Below are 15,535 nucleotides of genomic sequence, written 5' to 3' on the forward strand. Positions count from 1 at the left end.
CCTCAATATCACAACTAGCAGCGGCTTTGTACGTGCCGTCGCTCGGATCGCATACACGATCCCTCGAACCCATGAACGGATCCACCAGCGGTCACGACGACCGGTCCGCCCGACAACGACTCGCCGCGGTCGCACAGCACGAGCGCGACGCGCCCGCGCTCGAGTCGATCGTCGTCCGATACGAGGACCGCCCCGATCGGTGTACGATCGCACCGCGCGAGTGCTCCGAGGCCGACCAGTTGACGACGTGGATATCGGCGAACGTCCGGGCGTTCGTCGATGTCGCCGACATGCAGTGACCGCCTCCTCGCCGTACATTCGGTTCGGCGTCGACCGCGAATGGCGGGGGGATTCGCGCCGCAAAAAGGGACAGTGAGGATCCGCTTGGCTCCGACTCAAGGGTCGCTGCGTCTCGCTCGAGTCATTCGTTCCGTGTCAGTACCAGCGACGGGTCATCACTGAACTCGTGGCGTTACGGACGCCGAACAAATCTATATAGGTCTATTGTTGTGAACCATTATCGATTGAGTAGTACGGGCGAATAGGTACCGAAAATAGGCGAAAGCGCTGCTAGAACGCACGAATGCTACTGGTCCATACTTCTCTATAGACTAGTGGATTTATATTGTTACAGTAGCAAGGGCTGCGTATGGAGACGCGAAAAGTCCAGGTGACTGGCGGGTCGACGTACACCGTTTCGCTGCCGAAAACGTGGGCGACGGAAAACGACGTGAGCAGCGGGACGACTGTCGAATTCTATCCCGAGGACGACGAGCTGCTCCTCACCCCCGAACGCGAAACGCGCCGACAAGAGGGGACGCTGGACGTCTCCGGGCTCGCGGACGAACAGCTCATGCGAGCGGTGATGACGATGTACGTCAGCGGCTTCGACGTCATCTCGCTGGAGGCGGGCCGGATCACGACCGATCAGCGCAGCGCAATCCGCGATGCGACCCAGCGACTCGTCGGGGTCGAGGTGCTCGAGGAAACCAGCGACAGCGTGGTCATCCAGGATTTGCTTGACTCCTCGGAGCTGTCGATCGTCAACGCCGTCACGCGGATGCGCCTGATCGCCAAATCGATGCTCGAGGACGCGGTGACCGCGCTGATCGAGAACGACGACGACATCGCTCGCGACGTGATCGAGCGCGATGACGACGTCGACCGGCTCTGGCTCGTCGTCTCGCGGATCTTCCGCTCGACACTTCGGTCACCGCGCGCCGTCGAGGAACTGGGCGTCTCGCGCGAGGCCTGTTTCGACTTCCACTCGAGCGCGCGCCAACTCGAGCGGATCGCCGACCACGCCGTCAAGATCAGCGATATCGCGCTTAAACTCGACGAGCTCCCCGCCGACGTGGCCGACGCCCTCCACGGACTCCACGCCGAAGCCGCGAGCGTCTTCGACCAGTCGATGGACGCGCTGTTCGCCGACGATTCCGAGGAGGCGACTCGGCTGGGCCACGACGCGCTCGCGGCCGTCCTCGAGATCGACGAGTACACCCGCCAGATCGACGACAAGCTCCGCGACCTCGAGCCGGCACAGGCCCAGTCGCTGGGGCTGATCGTCGACTCGCTGTCCCGGAGCGCCGACTACGGCGGCAACATTGCCGAGACGGCGTTACAGAAGGCGGCACCGCGGCCCTGACTCCGCGGCAGCACCGCTGGGGAACAGTGCGCAAAAACCGACCGAAACCGTCGATCGTTACTCCTCGAGGAGAACGGCGGTGACCTGACCGGTCTGACCGGGTCGGGACCGGACGCGGGCCCGACCCTCGCTCGTTTCGATGACGGCTCCCTTGGTGATGATGTTCCGGCGGATGTAGTTCGGGTTGGCGTCGTTCTCGACGACGTCCTCGATATCCGCGGGCACCGTCTCGTCGCCCTTGTTGACGCTCGCGACGTTCGTTGCGAGCGCTCGCGTTTTCGTGCCGTTACCGTGGACATCGATGGTCCGGAATCGCGGCTCGCCGACCTCGGTCTCCGTCGGCAGTCGACCGAGTTCGTCTTTGCGGCTATTTCGAACGTTCTTCAGTCGGCCACCGGTTCGCTTGCGCGTAGAGCGTCCCTGATCTTGCATACACAATCAAAATCTTGGCGTCTACTTGAATGCACTGCTACGAAATTTTACTCTGCGGTCTGCTGCGCTGGTGGCTTCGCCACGCAGCGCAGCGTCCCTCGGTAAAATTTCGATCAAAAACACTCCTCCTTCCTCTCCGCTCGTTTCACTCGCGTCGAGTCAGTTGTCGGCCCGCTCGTTCCCTTCGGTCGCTCACGGTGACTACCAGTGAGACCGCACTGGCAAACCGTCCAGCTGTGTGAGTGCTAATTACTCGTCCGGAACCAGACAGTACGCACGGCCGGGCTTCTCGAGCACCGTCTCCTCGTCATCGTCGTAGTAGTTCGAGAAAACGCCGCGCTCGGCGTAGTAGATCCGGCCGTCGCGGGGGATCGCGCCGCTGGTCACGTGGCCGTGGTTTTCGACTCGCCACCGCCGGTCACCGCTTTCTCTGTCGAGTGCGTACAGGTGGGTGTCGTAGGAGCCGACGAGTATCGTTTCGGCCGTGGCAGTGATCGAGCCGATGACGTGGCCGTCGACGTCCGTCGACCACAGTTCGTCGCCGGTCGCGGCCTCGAGCGCGTAGACGTAGTGGCTATCGCTACCGACGTAGACGATGCCCTGGTCGGGATCAATCGCCGGATTCGACATGACGACGTCGCCGGTGTCGAACGACCACTCCTCGCTGCCGTCGGCGAGATCGAGGCGGTAGAACCGGCCGTCCCAGGAGCCCACGAACGCCGCGCCGTCGTACGTCGGGATCGTCCCCTTGATCTGCGCACCGAGAGTGAATCGGCCGTCGGCCATCGATTTCCCGTCGGGGCCGCCCTCGCCGCCCGCCTGGAACGACCAGGCGAACTCGAGGGAGGGAAACTCCCAGCAGTAGACGACGCCGTCGTTGGAGCCGGTGACGAGCCGGCCGGCCTCGCAGTCTATCGCGGGCGAGGGATGGGGCATCCCCCAGATGCGGTCGTCGCTCCAGGTCGGATTCCCGGTCGCGGCGTCGACCTCCCACAGCGCGCCGCTGGCGGGGTTCTTGTGTTCGGTGAGGAGATAGAGCGAGCCGTCGACGTACGCGGGGCTCGAGCCGATCGCGATCGCATCGCCGAACTCGCGCATTCGGGTGTGCCAGATCGTGCTTCCGGAGTCGATGTCGACGGCGTAGAGTTCACCGTCGTAGCCGCCGATGTAGGCGGTGCCGTCGGCGATCGCCGGCGTCCCGTGGAAGCCGAGGCTTCTGCCGGCCCCGGTCTCGCGTTCCCACCGGTGTTCGCCGGTCGGTCTGACGGCGTGAATCCGACCGTCGTCGCCGGCGATCAGCACCGTCTCACCGTCGGGCGTCGGCCGGGGCGTCGATTTGGCCGCGGTATGGCCGATGCGGTTGACCGGGAACGACCAGTCGACGGTCACCGATGACGGAACGGTTTCCTCGGGGTAGTAGCCGTACCGTCGTAGTCCGCGACGGAACATCGACACGTCGTCGTCTGCCGGCAGCGGCACGTAGCCGTCCGCGGTTTCGGCGGCGGTCGCGACGGGGCCGCAGTCCGGCGGCGCGCGGTGCTGGCGTGCGGTACAGCCCGCGAGACCGACTGCACCGGCCGTTCCCGCGGTACTGAGAAGCGTCCGTCTGGTGAATCGAGCACCGCCGGCTCCGGAACGGCTCCGATCGGCTTCCGCGTCGTCGGCGTTCCGATCCGAACTCGCGTCCCGATCGGGGGACCCGTCTCGAGGGGCGGCGTGCTCGCTCACGCGTTACTCCTGCTGGGCGTCGACGACCGCGACGCCGGCGAGGTTCACGATGTCCTTGACCTCGTCGCCCCGCTGGAGGACGTGGACCGGCTCGTCCATGCCGACCAGCATCGGCCCGATGGCGTCCGCGCCGCCGAGACGCTGCAGCAGTTTGTAGCCGATGTTACCCGACTCGAGGTTCGGGAAGACGAGCACGTTCGCGGGCTGCTCGAGGTCCGAGAAGCCGTAGGTTCCCTCGAGGATGTCCTCGACGACGGCGGTGTCGGCCTGCATCTCGCCGTCGACGGGGAAGTCGACCTCGGGATCGTCCTGCAGCATCGAGGCCGCCTTTCGAGGTTTGCGCGTCCCCTCGTTGTCGACGCTGCCGAAGTTCGAGTACGAAAGCAAGGCGGCGCGCGGTTCGACGTTGAACCGCCGCGCGAGTTTCCCAGTCTGTCTGGTGACCTCCGCGAGGACGTCCTCGTCGGGTGCCTGGTTGACCGTCGCGTCGGCCACGAAGATGACGCGGTTCTTGAACGTGAGCAGGTAGACGCCGGCGGCGTAGTCGACGTCGTCGGCGGTGCCGATCACCTGCAACGGCGGCCGGAGCGCCGACGGATAGTGATGGGAGAGGCCGGTCAGGAGCGCGTCCGCGTCGCCCTGCTCGACCATCACGCTGCCGAAGTAGTTGGTGTCGTGTTCGATGAGTTCGCCGGCTTCGCTCCGCGTGATCCCCTTGCGCGAGCGGAGTTCGTGAAGCCGATCGGCGTACTCCTCGTAGTCGCCGACGGTCGGGTCGGCCACGGTCGGATCGAAGTCGAGGCCCAGGTTCGCGGACGTCTGCTTGATATCGTCCTCGTCGCCGATGAGGATCGGCAGGGCGATTCCCTGCTCCTGGATCTGGTAGGCCGCCCGGATCATCTTCTCGTTTTCGCCCTCCGCGAGCGCGACCGTTTTGGGGTCGCTCTTGGCCTTGTTGAGGACGACGCGCATCATCTCGCGCGATTTCCCGAGGCGGGCTTCGAGTTCCTCCTCGTACGCCTCGAGGTCGATCTCGGTGCGCGCGGCACCGGACTCCATCGCGGCCTCGGCGATCGCCGGTGCGACGCGGAAGAGCACCCGCGGGTCGACGGGTTTGGGAATGATGTAGTTCGGGCCGTACTGAATCGCCTCGTCGCCGTAGGCCTTGACGACCGCGTCGGGAACGTCCTGACGAGCGAGTTCGGCCAGCGCCTCGGCACAGGCAACCTTCATCTCCTCGTTGATCTCGGTCGCACGTACGTCGAGCGCGCCGCGGAAGATGAAGGGGAACCCGAGGACGTTGTTGACCTGATTCGGATAGTCGGAGCGGCCGGTCGCCATGATGACGGTGTCGTCGCGGGCGTCTTTGGCGTCCTCGTAACCGATCTCCGGATCGGGGTTGGCCATCGCGAAGACGATCGGGTTGTCGGCCATGGACTGGACCATCTCCTGGGAGACGATCCCGCCGATCGAGAGGCCGACGAAGACGTCTGCCTCCTCCATCGCGTCCGCGAGCCCCCCTTCGGGCACGTCGCGGGCGAACTGTTGTTTGTACTCGTTGACGTCGCCCGCCGCCGCGCGCTCCTCGGTGATGATCCCCGAGGAATCACACATCGTGATGTTCTCCTTCTTACAGCCCAGCGAGACGTAGAACCGCGCCGTCGCGATCGCGCTCGCGCCGGCTCCCGAGAACACGATCTCGAGTTCCTCGAGCGACTTCCCCGCGACGTCGGCGGCGTTGATGAGCGCCGCGCCGGAGATGATCGCGGTGCCGTGCTGGTCGTCGTGGAAGACCGGGATGTCGATCTCCTCGCGCAGGCGCTCCTCGACGGTGAAACACTCGGGCGCTTTGATGTCCTCGAGATTGACGCCACCGAAGGTGGGTTCCATCATCTTGACGGCCTCGACGAGTTTGTCGGGATCGGCTTCGTCGAGTTCGATGTCGAAGACGTCGATGTCGGCGAAGCGCTTGAACAGGACGCCCTTCCCTTCCATGACCGGTTTCGACGCTTGCGCGCCGATATCGCCCAGTCCGAGCACGGCGGAGCCGTTCGAGACGACGCCGACGAGATTACCCTTGGCCGTGTACTGGTACGCGTCGGTTTCGTCCGCGTCTATCTCGAGACACGGCGCGGCGACGCCCGGCGAGTACGCGAGCGAGAGATCGCGCTGCGTATTCGTCGGTTTCGTGGTCGAAATCTCTATTTTTCCGGGTGGATCGGTGCGGTGATACTCCAGTGAATCCTCATCTAATCCCATACCGGGGACACTGCGGGGGACTACTAAAAACAATGCGAAGGCGAGTTTCGACAACTGTCGAAATCCCCGGTTGTGCGGGGGGCATAGATTCCTCGCAGGCAGATACGCTGATTCGACCGTTTTATACGCACCGCGCAAGTGAGATGGGGTATGGACGTCGCGCTTGGTGGGACCTTCGACCCCGTTCATGACGGCCATCGACGGCTGTTCGAACGGGCGTTCGAACTCGGGGACGTGACGGTCGGGTTGACCAGCGACGAACTCGCACCGAAGTCGCGAGATGTCGATCGACACGTCCGATCGTTCGACGAACGCAAGGACGCACTCGCTGCCGAACTCGAGTCGATCGCGGCCGACCACGACCGCGAGTTCGAGATCCGAATGCTCGAGTCCCCGACGGGAATCGCGACCGAACCGCAGTTCGATTATCTCGTTGTCTCCCCCGAAACCCGCGAGGGCGGCAAACGGATCAACGAGATCCGCCGCGAGAACGGGCACGACCCGCTCGAGGTGGTCGTCGTTCCACACCTCGTCGCGGACGACGGCGACATCATCTCGAGCACCCGGATCGTCACGGGCGAGATCGACGAGCACGGGACCGTCATCGACGACTGAGTGGCCCGATTATCGGCTCCCGTTGAGCGAGCGGACGAATTATTTCCTGTCACGTGAACCGTCTCCTGTCACGTGAACCGATTGTCCGGCAACCCTGCGTCGGATCGCGCTCGTAGTATCAGCTTATGCCGAATCAGTCCACCACTGCGCCGGGAAACGGTGATTGTACGAGAGCGCTACCAGCGGGGCGGTTCGAGCCCGGCCGACTCGAGCAGTTCCTTCCAGCGGGACTGGATCGACAGTCGGGAGACGTCGGCAGCGTCGGCGACTGCGCCCTGAGTGCGACCATCACCGGCGACGAGCGAACCGGCGTAGAGACTGGCAGCGAGCACCGCTCGCTTCGAGCGATCGGCGTCTGGAACGTCTGCGAGGAAGAGATCGGCGGCACACGAACGGGCCTCCGTCGTCAGCTCGAGCCGGTCCGCAACGGTCTCGAGTTCCTCGAGCCACGGTTCGTATTCGATGCGATCCCGGGCGCTGTGCATACGTCCGGATATCGGATCGGACGGGATAAACGTGTGGTCCGACTGCGCGATTTCGCCGGTCGGCCGATACGACCCCGGCACGATCCTCGCCGCCGCCCAATGGAGTACTACGGATGGCAACGGTTCGCTACGAATATCCCGGAAAACCGGCCGTTCTCTGCCGTTTTCACTAGGTGACAACTACTAAACCAGCCGTCAACCGAAGCGGTACTCGACGCCAGCCGTCGGTGTCGGTTCACGACGCCCCATGAAAGAACCAACCTGCAAACTCGTCTGTACCGGCTGCGGACTCGAGATGCCGTATCGGGAGCGGTCGCTGGCCGAGCAGGCCGCGGAGCTCCACCAGCTTCGGGATCCGGAGCACGTGACGTTTATCGTCCCGCCGGACTGGTCGCCGGAAGAGCCGGTGAAGCGCCCTTGACGTGGACCGACAGCTACTTACTCGACTCGAGAAAAGTCGGGACCGGGCGCGGGTAGCCAAGCTAGGCCAACGGCGCAGCGCTTAGGACGCTGTCCCGTAGGGGTCCGCCGGTTCGAATCCGGTCCCGCGCATTCTCCGCGGACAACTTCGTGAGTGTAGAATGCAGCCAGCGGATTCGTGGCCCAGAGGACGAGCGAAGCGAAGTCCTCGCGGTTCGAATCCGGTCCCGCGCACTGCGAGACACGAGCACAGTGAGGCCTCGAGTTCGCGACCAGTGACCGAAGCGAGCCGTGCGCACTGAACGGATCGTGGAGCAGAGTGGGAACACGGAGGCCGTGACGATTGATACCGTTGCTCGAGGACGAATTCGGCGAGGTGAGCCAACGCTGATATCGATCGAAACTCTTCCCGCGAACCGAGAACCGGGCCGATGACGGCAACGTGTAGCGATCAGTCGCCTCCCGTGGGCTGTCCCGAATCGAATGGCGAAGTAATGACAGTTATTTTGAACGCGGCAGAATTCGGATAGAATCGGCAGACGAGCGTCAGACACCCCATAACGCTTATTCGAGCAGAACCGAGTTGTAGTATCAATGGCCGGGATAGACGACGTGTTCGGGGATCTCTTCGCGAGTGTCGATGCCGTCGTACTCTTTTCACCGAGCGGTTCGTACTACGAGCGGTTCGTGGCCGTCGAAGACCTCGACGTGGTCGTCGTCGGCACCGAAAACGCCGTTGGTGCGGAGACGTTCGTCGAACTCCCCCTCGAGTTCGAGGACATCTCCGAGCGGATCCGATTCGGACTCGAGGGTGCGCTCGAACAGGGCGTAATCGAAGACGGTGACGAACTCGCCTGTGCGACGAGCGTCTTCGGGGACGGAATCGATACGGTGTCTCGCGTCCGCGCTGACGCGGAAAACCACACCGGGATCTACGACATCTTCGCCAAGTCCCGCGCGGACCCCGAAGTGGTCAAGGCGGTCCTCGAGCTGGCGATTGAACTGGGACAGAAGGGCCAGAAGGGCAAACCCGTCGGCGCGCTGTTCGTCGTCGGCGACGCGGGGAAGGTGATGAACAAGTCTCGCCCGCTTTCATACAATCCCTTCGAGAAATCCCACGTCCACGTCGGCGACCCGATCGTGAACGTCATGCTGAAGGAGTTCTCGCGGCTCGACGGGGCGTTTATCATCTCGGATGCGGGCAAGATCGTTTCGGCGTATCGCTACCTCGAGCCGTCGGCGGAGGGGGTCGACATTCCGAAGGGACTGGGCGCACGGCACATGGCCGGCGGCGCGATCACGCGGGACACAAACGCGATCGCGATCGTGCTGTCCGAAAGCGACGGGCTTGTCCGGGCGTTCAAGGGCGGTGAACTCATTTTGGAGGTCGATCCGGAGGCGTACTGATATGGTTGACTGGCAGACGTTCGTCAACGAGCCGGCCGTCATCGCCGCGGCGGTGCTCGCGCTCGGGCTCGTCGTCGGCTATCTCGTCGGCAGGCTCAACGAGGAATTGCTCTCGGCCTCGGGCGTCCCGGAAGCCGTCGAGGGAACGCCGTTCGAGCGGACGGCCCAGTCGATCGGGACCTCGACGGTCGAGATCGTCGCCCGGCTGAGCTCCTGGTTCATCTACGGTATCGCGGTGCTCACCGCGATCCACATCGCGCAGTTGCTGGACACCGATGCGTTCTGGCTCCGCGTCACCGAGTTCATCCCGCAGCTGTTCATCGCCGTGCTCGTGCTCATTCTGGGATTCATCGTCGCGGACAAGTCGGAACTGATCGTCAGCGAGTATCTGCGGGGCGTCAAGCTCCCCGAGGTCTCGGTCATCCCGAAACTGGTCAAGTACTCCGTGCTGTACGTCACGTTCATCATCGCTCTCGGCCAGATCGGCGTCCACGTACTGGCGCTGTTGATCCTGCTGACGGTGTACGCCATCGGGATCGTCATCGTCGGCACCGTCGCCTTCAAGGACTTCCTCGTCTCGAGCGCCGCCGGTATCTATCTCCTTCTCAACCAGCCCTACGGGATCGGCGACGAGGTCCGAATCGGCGACCAGACGGGGATCGTCCAAGAGGTCGACCTGTTCGTCACCAAGATCGAGGACGACTCGGAGGAGTACATCGTTCCGAACCGCAAGATCTTCGAGAACGGCATCATCCGGATGCGAGATTGACACGGTGAACTCGTCGATTCCGGACGGCTATTCGATTCTGAAGTGCTACTCGAGCGAGAGGCCGGCGTGCCAGCGGTCGACGCCTTCCTCCCGTTTGACGGCGTCCATTTTCGCCAGCAGATGGGTCGCGAGCGTCGCGGTTTCGGCGGCGCGGGACTCTCCTTCGGTCCGGAACTCGCCGGTTTCGCGGTTGGCGTAGACGGTACAGACCGCGCCGGCCCGGAGCCCGTACAGACTCGCGAGCGTGAGGATGGCGCTTGCCTCCATTTCGATGTTGGTGACGTTCGCCGCTTTGAGTTCGTCGACCAAGTCGTCGGCGCCGGCAGCTTCGAAGCCGTCGAATCCCGGCCGGCCCTGACCGGCGTAGAACGAGTCCGCGCTCATCGTCACGCCGGTGTGATACTCGTAGCCCAGCCGTTCGGCGGCGGCGACGAGCGCGGAGACCACCTCGTAGTCCGCGGCGGCCGGGTAGTCCTCGCGGACGTACTCGTCGCTGGTCCCCTCCTGACGGACCGCGCCGGTCGTGATCACCAGGTCGCCGACGGCCATCTCGGGCTGGATCGCACCGCAGGAGCCGACCCGGATGAACGTCTCGACGCCGACTCGAGCCAGTTCCTCGACGGCGATCGCAGCGGAGGGGCTGCCGATGCCGGTCGAGGTGACCGAGATGGGCGTTCCGTCGGCCTCGCCCGTCGCCGTTCGGTACTCGCGGTGGTGGGCCCGCATCTCGTAGTCGTCCCAGAACGCGACGATCTTCTCGAGGCGCTCGGGGTTTCCCGGGAGGAGCACGGTCTCGGCCACGTCGTCGGGACCGACCTCGAGGTGGTACTGCACGTCGGCGTTCGGATCTTCACTGTCGTGAGACATTGAACAGCGTCGATTCGATCCGACGCTGTATATAAATGCGGGGCGCGCGTACCGGTCCGGCATGGTCCGAGGGACGCTGACGGACACCTACGTCGCCGCGATCCAGCACGAACTGGTCGAGCTGCCGCCGGACGCGACGCGCGTGGGCGTCGTTCGACGGCCGACGTCGTGGTTTCACGCGACCGTCGACGAGAACCGACCCGAACTCGGCCCGCCGGCCGACCTGCTCGAGTCCATGCGCGACGCCGAGGAGGACATGAAAATGCAGGGCCTCTGTGAGGAAGGGGCTCACAACGCCGCGTGGGACCAGGTCGGGTTCGGCGAGGCGTATCGCGAGTACCTCGAGAACGCTGACGAGGCGCAGGCGGCGGTCGCTGCGCTGGACGATCGGCTGTCAGCCGGCGAGTCGCTGGCGCTGGTCTGCTACGAGAACACCGAGAAGAAGCGGTGTCACCGGACGATTCTCAGGGAGTACCTCGAGACGCAGAGTTGAGTAGCCGGGCCGCGTATCGACGAGGCGATGCACGAATTCGCTCCCGCGGACCGAACGGACGACGAGATCGCACGGCTCGTCAAAACCGTCGTCACGCCGCGACCGATCGCCTGGATCAGCACGCGAAGCGAGGACGGCGTCGACAACCTCGCGCCCTTTAGCTCGTACAACTACGTCTCCCTGCAGGAGCCGACGGTTCTCTTCAACACGCCCAACGGTGACCGGGACGATCTGAAGGACACGGCGCGAAACGCCCTCGATACCGGCGAGTTCGTCGTCAACGTCGTCACCGAGGCCGACATCGAGCGGATGGACCACACCTCGGCGTCGCTCCCGCCGGACGAGAGCGAGTTCGACCTCGCCGACGTCGAGCGCGGTGAATGTCGGACGGTGGACGCCTCCCGGGTCGCCGACGCGGCGATCTCGATGGAGTGTACGCTCCACGACTCGATCGAGGTCCACGACAAGCTGATGATACTCGGCGACGTCGAGTACGTCCACGTCGACGAGGCGCGGCTGACCGACGGGAAACTCGACGGGCGTAATCTGGATACGGTCGGGCGGCTCGGCGGCCCCTACTACACCGTCTCGGAGCCGGTGTCGTTCGAGCGGCAGTTCTGAGATCGGCCGGTAGCTGACGGTTCGGGCGTCCCTCGGCTCGAGGCCTACTCGAGCGTCTCCTCGGTGATCGTGTTCGGCAGCAGTTCGCCCAGCGTGTACTCGGTCATGTCGTCGCCGCCCTCGTCACAGATCACGACGAGGTCGTCGTCGCAGAACTCCGTGAGCGTCTGCCGACACATCCCGCAGGGCGTGACGCCGTCGCGGCGGTCCGAACTCACGGCCAGCCGGGCGAACTCCCGGTGGCCGTTCTTGACCGCCTCCGCGATCGCGACCTCCTCCGCGTGGAGACTGTTGCTGAAGTTCGCGTTCTCGAGGTTGCAGCCCACGAAGACCTCGCCGTCGGTCGTCTCGAGGGCGGCACCGACCCGGTACTCGGAGTAAGGGACGTGAGCGCGTTCCTGGATGTCGCGAGCGGCAGCGATCAACTCGTCCATGCCGACGGGTTCGGCGGGCGGCTACCAAAGGATGTCGACCGATTACCGGCTCTTTTCGACCGCCGTTTCGATGACCGAACGCGCGTCGTCGACGAGGGCGTCGACGGAATCGCTCTCCGCGTAGAGGCGGACGTACGGCTCCGTTCCGCTCGGTCGAACGAGCAGCCACGACGCGTCCGCGAACTCGAGGCGGACGCCGTAGTCCGTGTCGACCGTCGCCTCCGGAAACGCCGCGGGGAGTTCGGTCTCGAGGGCGGTCATCACGTCGGCTTTGGCCGCGTCCGGACATTCGATGCTGACCTTTCGGTAGGGGCGTTCGGTAACGGGGTCCCGGAGTCGATCGGTATCGCCGGTGTCGGCGACGAGCGCGGCGACGACCGCGGCACTGACCACGCCGTCGATCCAGCCGCCGAAGGCGGTGTGGATGTGTTTCCAGGGTTCGGCGGCGAAGACGAGTTCGGTGTCCTCGCCTCCTCGAGCGCGTTCGCGCGCGATTCCCTCGTGGAGCGACCCCAGTCGGACGCGTTCGACCCTGCCGCCGGCCGCGCGAACCAGTTCATCGATGCGCGCGGAGGCGTTGGGCGTGGTGACGACGACGGGATCATCGGCGTCGCTGTCGGCCGTGTAGCGGGCCGCGACGACGGCGAGGACGGTGTCCTCGTGAATCACCGACCCGTCGGGACCGAGGACGACGAGGCGGTCGGCGTCGCCGTCGTGAGCAAGTCCGAGATCGAAGCTGCCATCGTCGAGAAACGCGGTAAACTCCGAGAGCGTCTCCGGCGTGGGTTTGCTCTCCCGACCAGGAAAGTGGCCGTCGACGGACGCGTTGATCGCGACGATATTCGCGCCGAGTTGCTCGAGGACCTGCGGCGTCGCGAGCGCGCCCACGCCGTTGCCGCAGTCGACGGCGATTCGAAGCCCCGCGAGCGGTTCGTCCGGCGGTGCGTCTTCGGGGTTCGGAGTCCGGTCACCGAAGCGCTCGCGGATGTAGCCCTCGACGGCATCGAGATACCGATCGAGCACGGTGAGGCGTTCGGATTCGCCCCACTCGTCCCAGCGAGCGAGTCGTGTGCCCTCGCTCGCGACGCGGTCGTCGACTGTCCGCTCCGCGTCGCCGTCGTACTCGACACCGTCGGCGAAGAGTTTGATGCCGTTGTCGGTGGGCGGGTTGTGACTCGCCGTGAGCATCACGCCGCGTCGCCCGCGCGAGGCGAAGGCGAGCGTCGGGGTCGGTACCTGTCCGAGCCGGCGAACGTCGGCCCCGGCGCTCTCGAGACCGGCCTCCATCGCCGCCGCGAGCGCCGGCCCCGTCTCCCGGCCGTCGCGACCGACGACGAACGTTTCGCCGGGGTCACCGGCAGCCTGACCGACGGCGAGCGCGAGCGAGGGCGAAACGTCCTCGACCGGGCCGCGAATTCCCGCAGTTCCGAAGAGGCTCATGCCCGGCCGTTCCGCGAGGAGCTACTTAGGTTGTTTTGGTTCTCCGACTCGGCGCAAGAACAGTCGGCGAGTCGGGCGTCACTTCGGCGTTCGCGACTCGCGATACGGACGATCGCTCAGTCGGCAGCTGCTTCGATTAGCTCATCCGCTTTGGCCTGAAGTTCGGCGGTCATGTGAAGCCCGTGCTCGTCGACGCGACGCACGACCGCTTTCGCGTCGTCTTCGGAGAGCCCCGCCTCGACCGCACTGACGACCACGCCGATCGTTCCGGTGACCGTCGCTCCGAGCCCGTCCGCGACCGTTCGCAGTCGACGATCATCAGAGACGATCGCCACGTGATCGTCGGCCTCGAGATGGGCGAGCACTGCCGCAATAATGCGGACATCCCCGTTCACATCGGGCTCGCCGAGGACGTCTTTCGCTCTCTCGTCGTCTAGCTCGATGTCCGGGACCGTCGTCTCGATCGAATCCCGTTCGCACAGCCGCTCGAGGTTCGTCTCGGCCGGTTCGGTCGTCACTTCGTCTCGGATCGACGGCAAGACGACGAGCGTCCCGTCGAACGACTCCAGTAACGCCAGTTCCCCGATCGTTCCGAGCGCGATGAGTGTCGTCGCGTCCACGTAGATTCGCGTCATAACTCCCGAGCGGTCTCAGCGTCGGCGGCGAGATCGTCGGGGGAAAGCTGCGTCGTCAGATTATGTTCGCGGGCGATCTCGAGCCAGTCGGCGACGCTCACGCCGGCGACCCGCGCGGCCTGATTCGTCGAGATTTCACCGGATTGGTACTGCTGGACGGCGAGTCGGGTGCGGAGATCGGACAGCCCTTCACGGAGCGCCTTTCGAATTACTGTACTCTTGTCTTCGCCGAGCAACTCCGACACTTCCTCGAGAGCGGCTTCGTCCTCGTCCGGGATACGAGCGCTGATCGACGACATTGTATACAGTGTAGTACATCGTAACACAAGTGCGTTTCGCCCACCGTCTCTCCTCGTCGAACTGCTATACACGCGAAAACGCTGGCTTCGGGCCGACGGAAAACGTTACTCCGCGGGCAGGTCGTCGATCAGCACGACGGCCTCGCCGTCGATCACGGTCGCGTCGTCGTCCTCGTCGCGGACGACCGTCTCGAGGCGGTACTGCTCGTTCCCCAGGTCTTCGACGATCTCGACACGGGCCGATACCCGGTCGCCGACGCCGACGGGGCCGCTGAACTCGAGGTCCTGTGAGAGGTAGATGGTGAGTCCGGGGAGCCGAGCGAGGGCGGCGCTGATGAGCCCGGAGACGAGCGTGCCGTGGACGATGCGCTCGCCGAAGCGGGTATCGGCGGCGAACTCGTCGTCGAGGTGGAGGCGGTTCGTGTCGCCGCTGACCGCGGCGAACGCGCGGACGTCCGCGTCGGTGAGCGCCTTCTCGAACGTGACGGTGTCGCTGACGCTGATGTGATCGGGATCGTCGACGGTGCGATCGAACTGCCAGTCGAGGTCGGAGTACTCGACCGACGGGATCGGCGGGGCGGTCCTGTTCGTTTCCGAGCCGTTCTCCCCGTCGATGGTTGGCAGCATCGCGGAGACGGCGGCACGATTCGCCGCAGTCGCAGTTCGAAGAAATCCTCGCGTCATCGCCGACCACGCGTTCGTCATGGCAGCGAGGTTGTCTTCGCCAGCGTTCTGGTGTGACATCTACGGGCGGCTAGGCGTGGCGCATATATGACTTCTTTGGCTGTTTCAACACCGTTTTACCGACTTGAATCTGCAGTAACTCCTTCTTGGTGGCGCACTTCCGCCCGATTTCGGTGTTTGAGTTGGATCGATACGGTCAGGTTCTGATCGCGGCCGTCGCTCGTCCGAGTCAGTGACCGGTGTACCAATCCAGCCAAAACCACTCTCTACCATTAGATGGTATCTAGTGGAAAGCCTTATGG

The 15,535-nt window shown here is 64.6% G+C and carries 18 protein-coding genes and 1 tRNA gene; 9 read left to right on the top strand and 10 right to left on the bottom strand.

Features of this window, described 5'->3' with window-relative positions; translation table 11 throughout:
• Nucleotides 1-71 precede the first annotated feature (71 nt).
• Together CP556_RS13920 and CP556_RS13925 are read left to right on the top strand one after the other, a co-directional pair.
• Complete coding sequence (locus CP556_RS13920; RefSeq protein ID WP_098726172.1) at nt 72-299, top strand: DUF7511 domain-containing protein; 228 nt, start codon at nt 72-74, stop codon at nt 297-299.
• Between the two features lie 350 nt (nt 300-649).
• Nucleotides 650-1,645 carry a phosphate uptake regulator PhoU gene (locus tag CP556_RS13925; protein ID WP_098726173.1) on the top strand — a complete coding sequence of 332 codons (996 nt, stop codon included), beginning with the start codon at nt 650-652 and terminating at the stop codon, nt 1,643-1,645.
• 57 nt (nt 1,646-1,702) lie between these two features.
• On the opposite strand, the gene CP556_RS13930 is transcribed toward CP556_RS13925, so the two are convergent.
• The 3 genes from CP556_RS13930 to CP556_RS13940 form a co-directional block, all read right to left on the bottom strand.
• Entirely contained in the window at nt 1,703-2,077 is a 375-nt protein-coding gene (locus CP556_RS13930) for a 30S ribosomal protein S8e (protein WP_098726174.1), read from the bottom strand.
• A gap of 249 nt (nt 2,078-2,326) precedes the next feature.
• On the bottom strand, nt 2,327-3,805 hold the full coding sequence (locus tag CP556_RS13935; protein ID WP_098726175.1) for an outer membrane protein assembly factor BamB family protein: 1,479 nt from the start codon (nt 3,803-3,805) through the stop codon (nt 2,327-2,329).
• A gap of 3 nt (nt 3,806-3,808) precedes the next feature.
• Nucleotides 3,809-6,064 (bottom strand): NADP-dependent malic enzyme, encoded by a 2,256-nt coding sequence (locus CP556_RS13940; RefSeq protein WP_098726176.1) that lies wholly within the window; start codon nt 6,062-6,064, stop codon nt 3,809-3,811.
• 150 nt (nt 6,065-6,214) lie between these two features.
• On the opposite strand from CP556_RS13940, the gene CP556_RS13945 reads away from it, so the two are divergent.
• Complete coding sequence (locus tag CP556_RS13945; RefSeq protein WP_098726177.1) at nt 6,215-6,679, top strand: phosphopantetheine adenylyltransferase; 465 nt, start codon at nt 6,215-6,217, stop codon at nt 6,677-6,679.
• Between the two features lie 176 nt (nt 6,680-6,855).
• Here CP556_RS13945 and CP556_RS13950 read toward each other — a convergent pair whose 3' ends face one another.
• Complete coding sequence (locus tag CP556_RS13950; RefSeq protein WP_098727410.1) at nt 6,856-7,164, bottom strand: transcription initiation factor IIB family protein; 309 nt, start codon at nt 7,162-7,164, stop codon at nt 6,856-6,858.
• 247 nt (nt 7,165-7,411) lie between these two features.
• Here CP556_RS13950 and CP556_RS26005 point away from each other — a divergent pair, with 247 nt between their 5' ends.
• The 4 genes from CP556_RS26005 (at nt 7,412) to CP556_RS13965 (ending at nt 9,760) form a co-directional block, all read left to right on the top strand.
• Complete coding sequence (locus CP556_RS26005) at nt 7,412-7,585, top strand: hypothetical protein (RefSeq protein WP_176548193.1); 174 nt, start codon at nt 7,412-7,414, stop codon at nt 7,583-7,585.
• A 46-nt stretch (nt 7,586-7,631) separates the two neighbouring features.
• Nucleotides 7,632-7,716: transfer RNA gene (locus CP556_RS13955), tRNA-Leu, on the top strand.
• 462 nt (nt 7,717-8,178) lie between these two features.
• On the top strand, nt 8,179-8,991 hold the full coding sequence (dacZ, locus tag CP556_RS13960) for a diadenylate cyclase DacZ (RefSeq protein ID WP_098726178.1): 813 nt from the start codon (nt 8,179-8,181) through the stop codon (nt 8,989-8,991).
• A 1-nt stretch (nt 8,992) separates the two neighbouring features.
• Nucleotides 8,993-9,760, top strand: a complete 768-nt coding sequence (locus CP556_RS13965; protein ID WP_098726179.1) for a mechanosensitive ion channel family protein — start codon at nt 8,993-8,995, stop codon at nt 9,758-9,760.
• 45 nt (nt 9,761-9,805) lie between these two features.
• Here CP556_RS13965 and CP556_RS13970 read toward each other — a convergent pair whose 3' ends face one another.
• The gene (locus CP556_RS13970; protein ID WP_098726180.1) at nt 9,806-10,627 is read right to left on the bottom strand and encodes a nucleoside phosphorylase; all 822 of its coding nucleotides are present in this window, start codon (nt 10,625-10,627) and stop codon (nt 9,806-9,808) included.
• 61 nt (nt 10,628-10,688) lie between these two features.
• Here CP556_RS13970 and CP556_RS13975 point away from each other — a divergent pair, with 61 nt between their 5' ends.
• Nucleotides 10,689-11,120 carry a DUF488 family protein, N3 subclade gene (locus tag CP556_RS13975; RefSeq protein WP_098726181.1) on the top strand — a complete coding sequence of 144 codons (432 nt, stop codon included), beginning with the start codon at nt 10,689-10,691 and terminating at the stop codon, nt 11,118-11,120.
• A 27-nt stretch (nt 11,121-11,147) separates the two neighbouring features.
• Nucleotides 11,148-11,741: a flavin reductase family protein gene (locus CP556_RS13980; RefSeq protein ID WP_098726182.1), complete on the top strand. Its 594-nt coding sequence runs from the start codon at nt 11,148-11,150 to the stop codon at nt 11,739-11,741.
• Between the two features lie 44 nt (nt 11,742-11,785).
• On the opposite strand, the gene cdd is transcribed toward CP556_RS13980, so the two are convergent.
• The 5 genes from cdd to CP556_RS14005 all read right to left on the bottom strand — a co-directional run bounded on the left by cdd (nt 11,786) and on the right by CP556_RS14005 (nt 15,293).
• A complete protein-coding gene (cdd, locus tag CP556_RS13985) occupies nt 11,786-12,175 on the bottom strand; it encodes a cytidine deaminase (protein WP_098726183.1) in 390 nt (129 codons plus the stop codon).
• 42 nt (nt 12,176-12,217) lie between these two features.
• Entirely contained in the window at nt 12,218-13,615 is a 1,398-nt protein-coding gene (locus CP556_RS13990) for a phosphohexomutase domain-containing protein (RefSeq protein WP_098726184.1), read from the bottom strand.
• Between the two features lie 116 nt (nt 13,616-13,731).
• Nucleotides 13,732-14,250, bottom strand: a complete 519-nt coding sequence (locus CP556_RS13995) for a PIN domain-containing protein (RefSeq protein ID WP_098726185.1) — start codon at nt 14,248-14,250, stop codon at nt 13,732-13,734.
• Nucleotides 14,247-14,549 carry a UPF0175 family protein gene (locus CP556_RS14000; protein WP_098726186.1) on the bottom strand — a complete coding sequence of 101 codons (303 nt, stop codon included), beginning with the start codon at nt 14,547-14,549 and terminating at the stop codon, nt 14,247-14,249. The genes CP556_RS13995 and CP556_RS14000 overlap by 4 nt, the downstream gene beginning before the upstream one ends.
• A gap of 105 nt (nt 14,550-14,654) precedes the next feature.
• On the bottom strand, nt 14,655-15,293 hold the full coding sequence (locus CP556_RS14005) for a MaoC family dehydratase (protein WP_098726187.1): 639 nt from the start codon (nt 15,291-15,293) through the stop codon (nt 14,655-14,657).
• Between the last annotated feature and the right edge of the window lie 242 nt (nt 15,294-15,535).

Origin of the sequence: Natrinema sp. CBA1119 (assembly GCF_002572525.1) — an archaeon.
In the GTDB taxonomy this organism is placed as follows: domain Archaea; phylum Halobacteriota; class Halobacteria; order Halobacteriales; family Natrialbaceae; genus Natrinema.

Coding starts and splice junctions, on each gene's coding strand:
- CP556_RS13920 (WP_098726172.1), top strand. CDS start 72: ATGAACGGATCCACCAGCGGTCACGACGACCGGTCCGCCCGACAACGA.
- CP556_RS13925 (WP_098726173.1), top strand. CDS start 650: ATGGAGACGCGAAAAGTCCAGGTGACTGGCGGGTCGACGTACACCGTT.
- CP556_RS13930 (WP_098726174.1), bottom strand. CDS start 2,077: ATGCAAGATCAGGGACGCTCTACGCGCAAGCGAACCGGTGGCCGACTG.
- CP556_RS13940 (WP_098726176.1), bottom strand. CDS start 6,064: ATGGGATTAGATGAGGATTCACTGGAGTATCACCGCACCGATCCACCC.
- CP556_RS13945 (WP_098726177.1), top strand. CDS start 6,215: ATGGACGTCGCGCTTGGTGGGACCTTCGACCCCGTTCATGACGGCCAT.
- CP556_RS13950 (WP_098727410.1), bottom strand. CDS start 7,164: ATGCACAGCGCCCGGGATCGCATCGAATACGAACCGTGGCTCGAGGAA.
- CP556_RS26005 (WP_176548193.1), top strand. CDS start 7,412: ATGAAAGAACCAACCTGCAAACTCGTCTGTACCGGCTGCGGACTCGAG.
- dacZ (WP_098726178.1), top strand. CDS start 8,179: ATGGCCGGGATAGACGACGTGTTCGGGGATCTCTTCGCGAGTGTCGAT.
- CP556_RS13965 (WP_098726179.1), top strand. CDS start 8,993: ATGGTTGACTGGCAGACGTTCGTCAACGAGCCGGCCGTCATCGCCGCG.
- CP556_RS13970 (WP_098726180.1), bottom strand. CDS start 10,627: ATGTCTCACGACAGTGAAGATCCGAACGCCGACGTGCAGTACCACCTC.
- CP556_RS13975 (WP_098726181.1), top strand. CDS start 10,689: ATGGTCCGAGGGACGCTGACGGACACCTACGTCGCCGCGATCCAGCAC.
- CP556_RS13980 (WP_098726182.1), top strand. CDS start 11,148: ATGCACGAATTCGCTCCCGCGGACCGAACGGACGACGAGATCGCACGG.
- cdd (WP_098726183.1), bottom strand. CDS start 12,175: ATGGACGAGTTGATCGCTGCCGCTCGCGACATCCAGGAACGCGCTCAC.
- CP556_RS13990 (WP_098726184.1), bottom strand. CDS start 13,615: ATGAGCCTCTTCGGAACTGCGGGAATTCGCGGCCCGGTCGAGGACGTT.
- CP556_RS13995 (WP_098726185.1), bottom strand. CDS start 14,250: ATGACGCGAATCTACGTGGACGCGACGACACTCATCGCGCTCGGAACG.
- CP556_RS14000 (WP_098726186.1), bottom strand. CDS start 14,549: ATGTCGTCGATCAGCGCTCGTATCCCGGACGAGGACGAAGCCGCTCTC.
- CP556_RS14005 (WP_098726187.1), bottom strand. CDS start 15,293: ATGTCACACCAGAACGCTGGCGAAGACAACCTCGCTGCCATGACGAAC.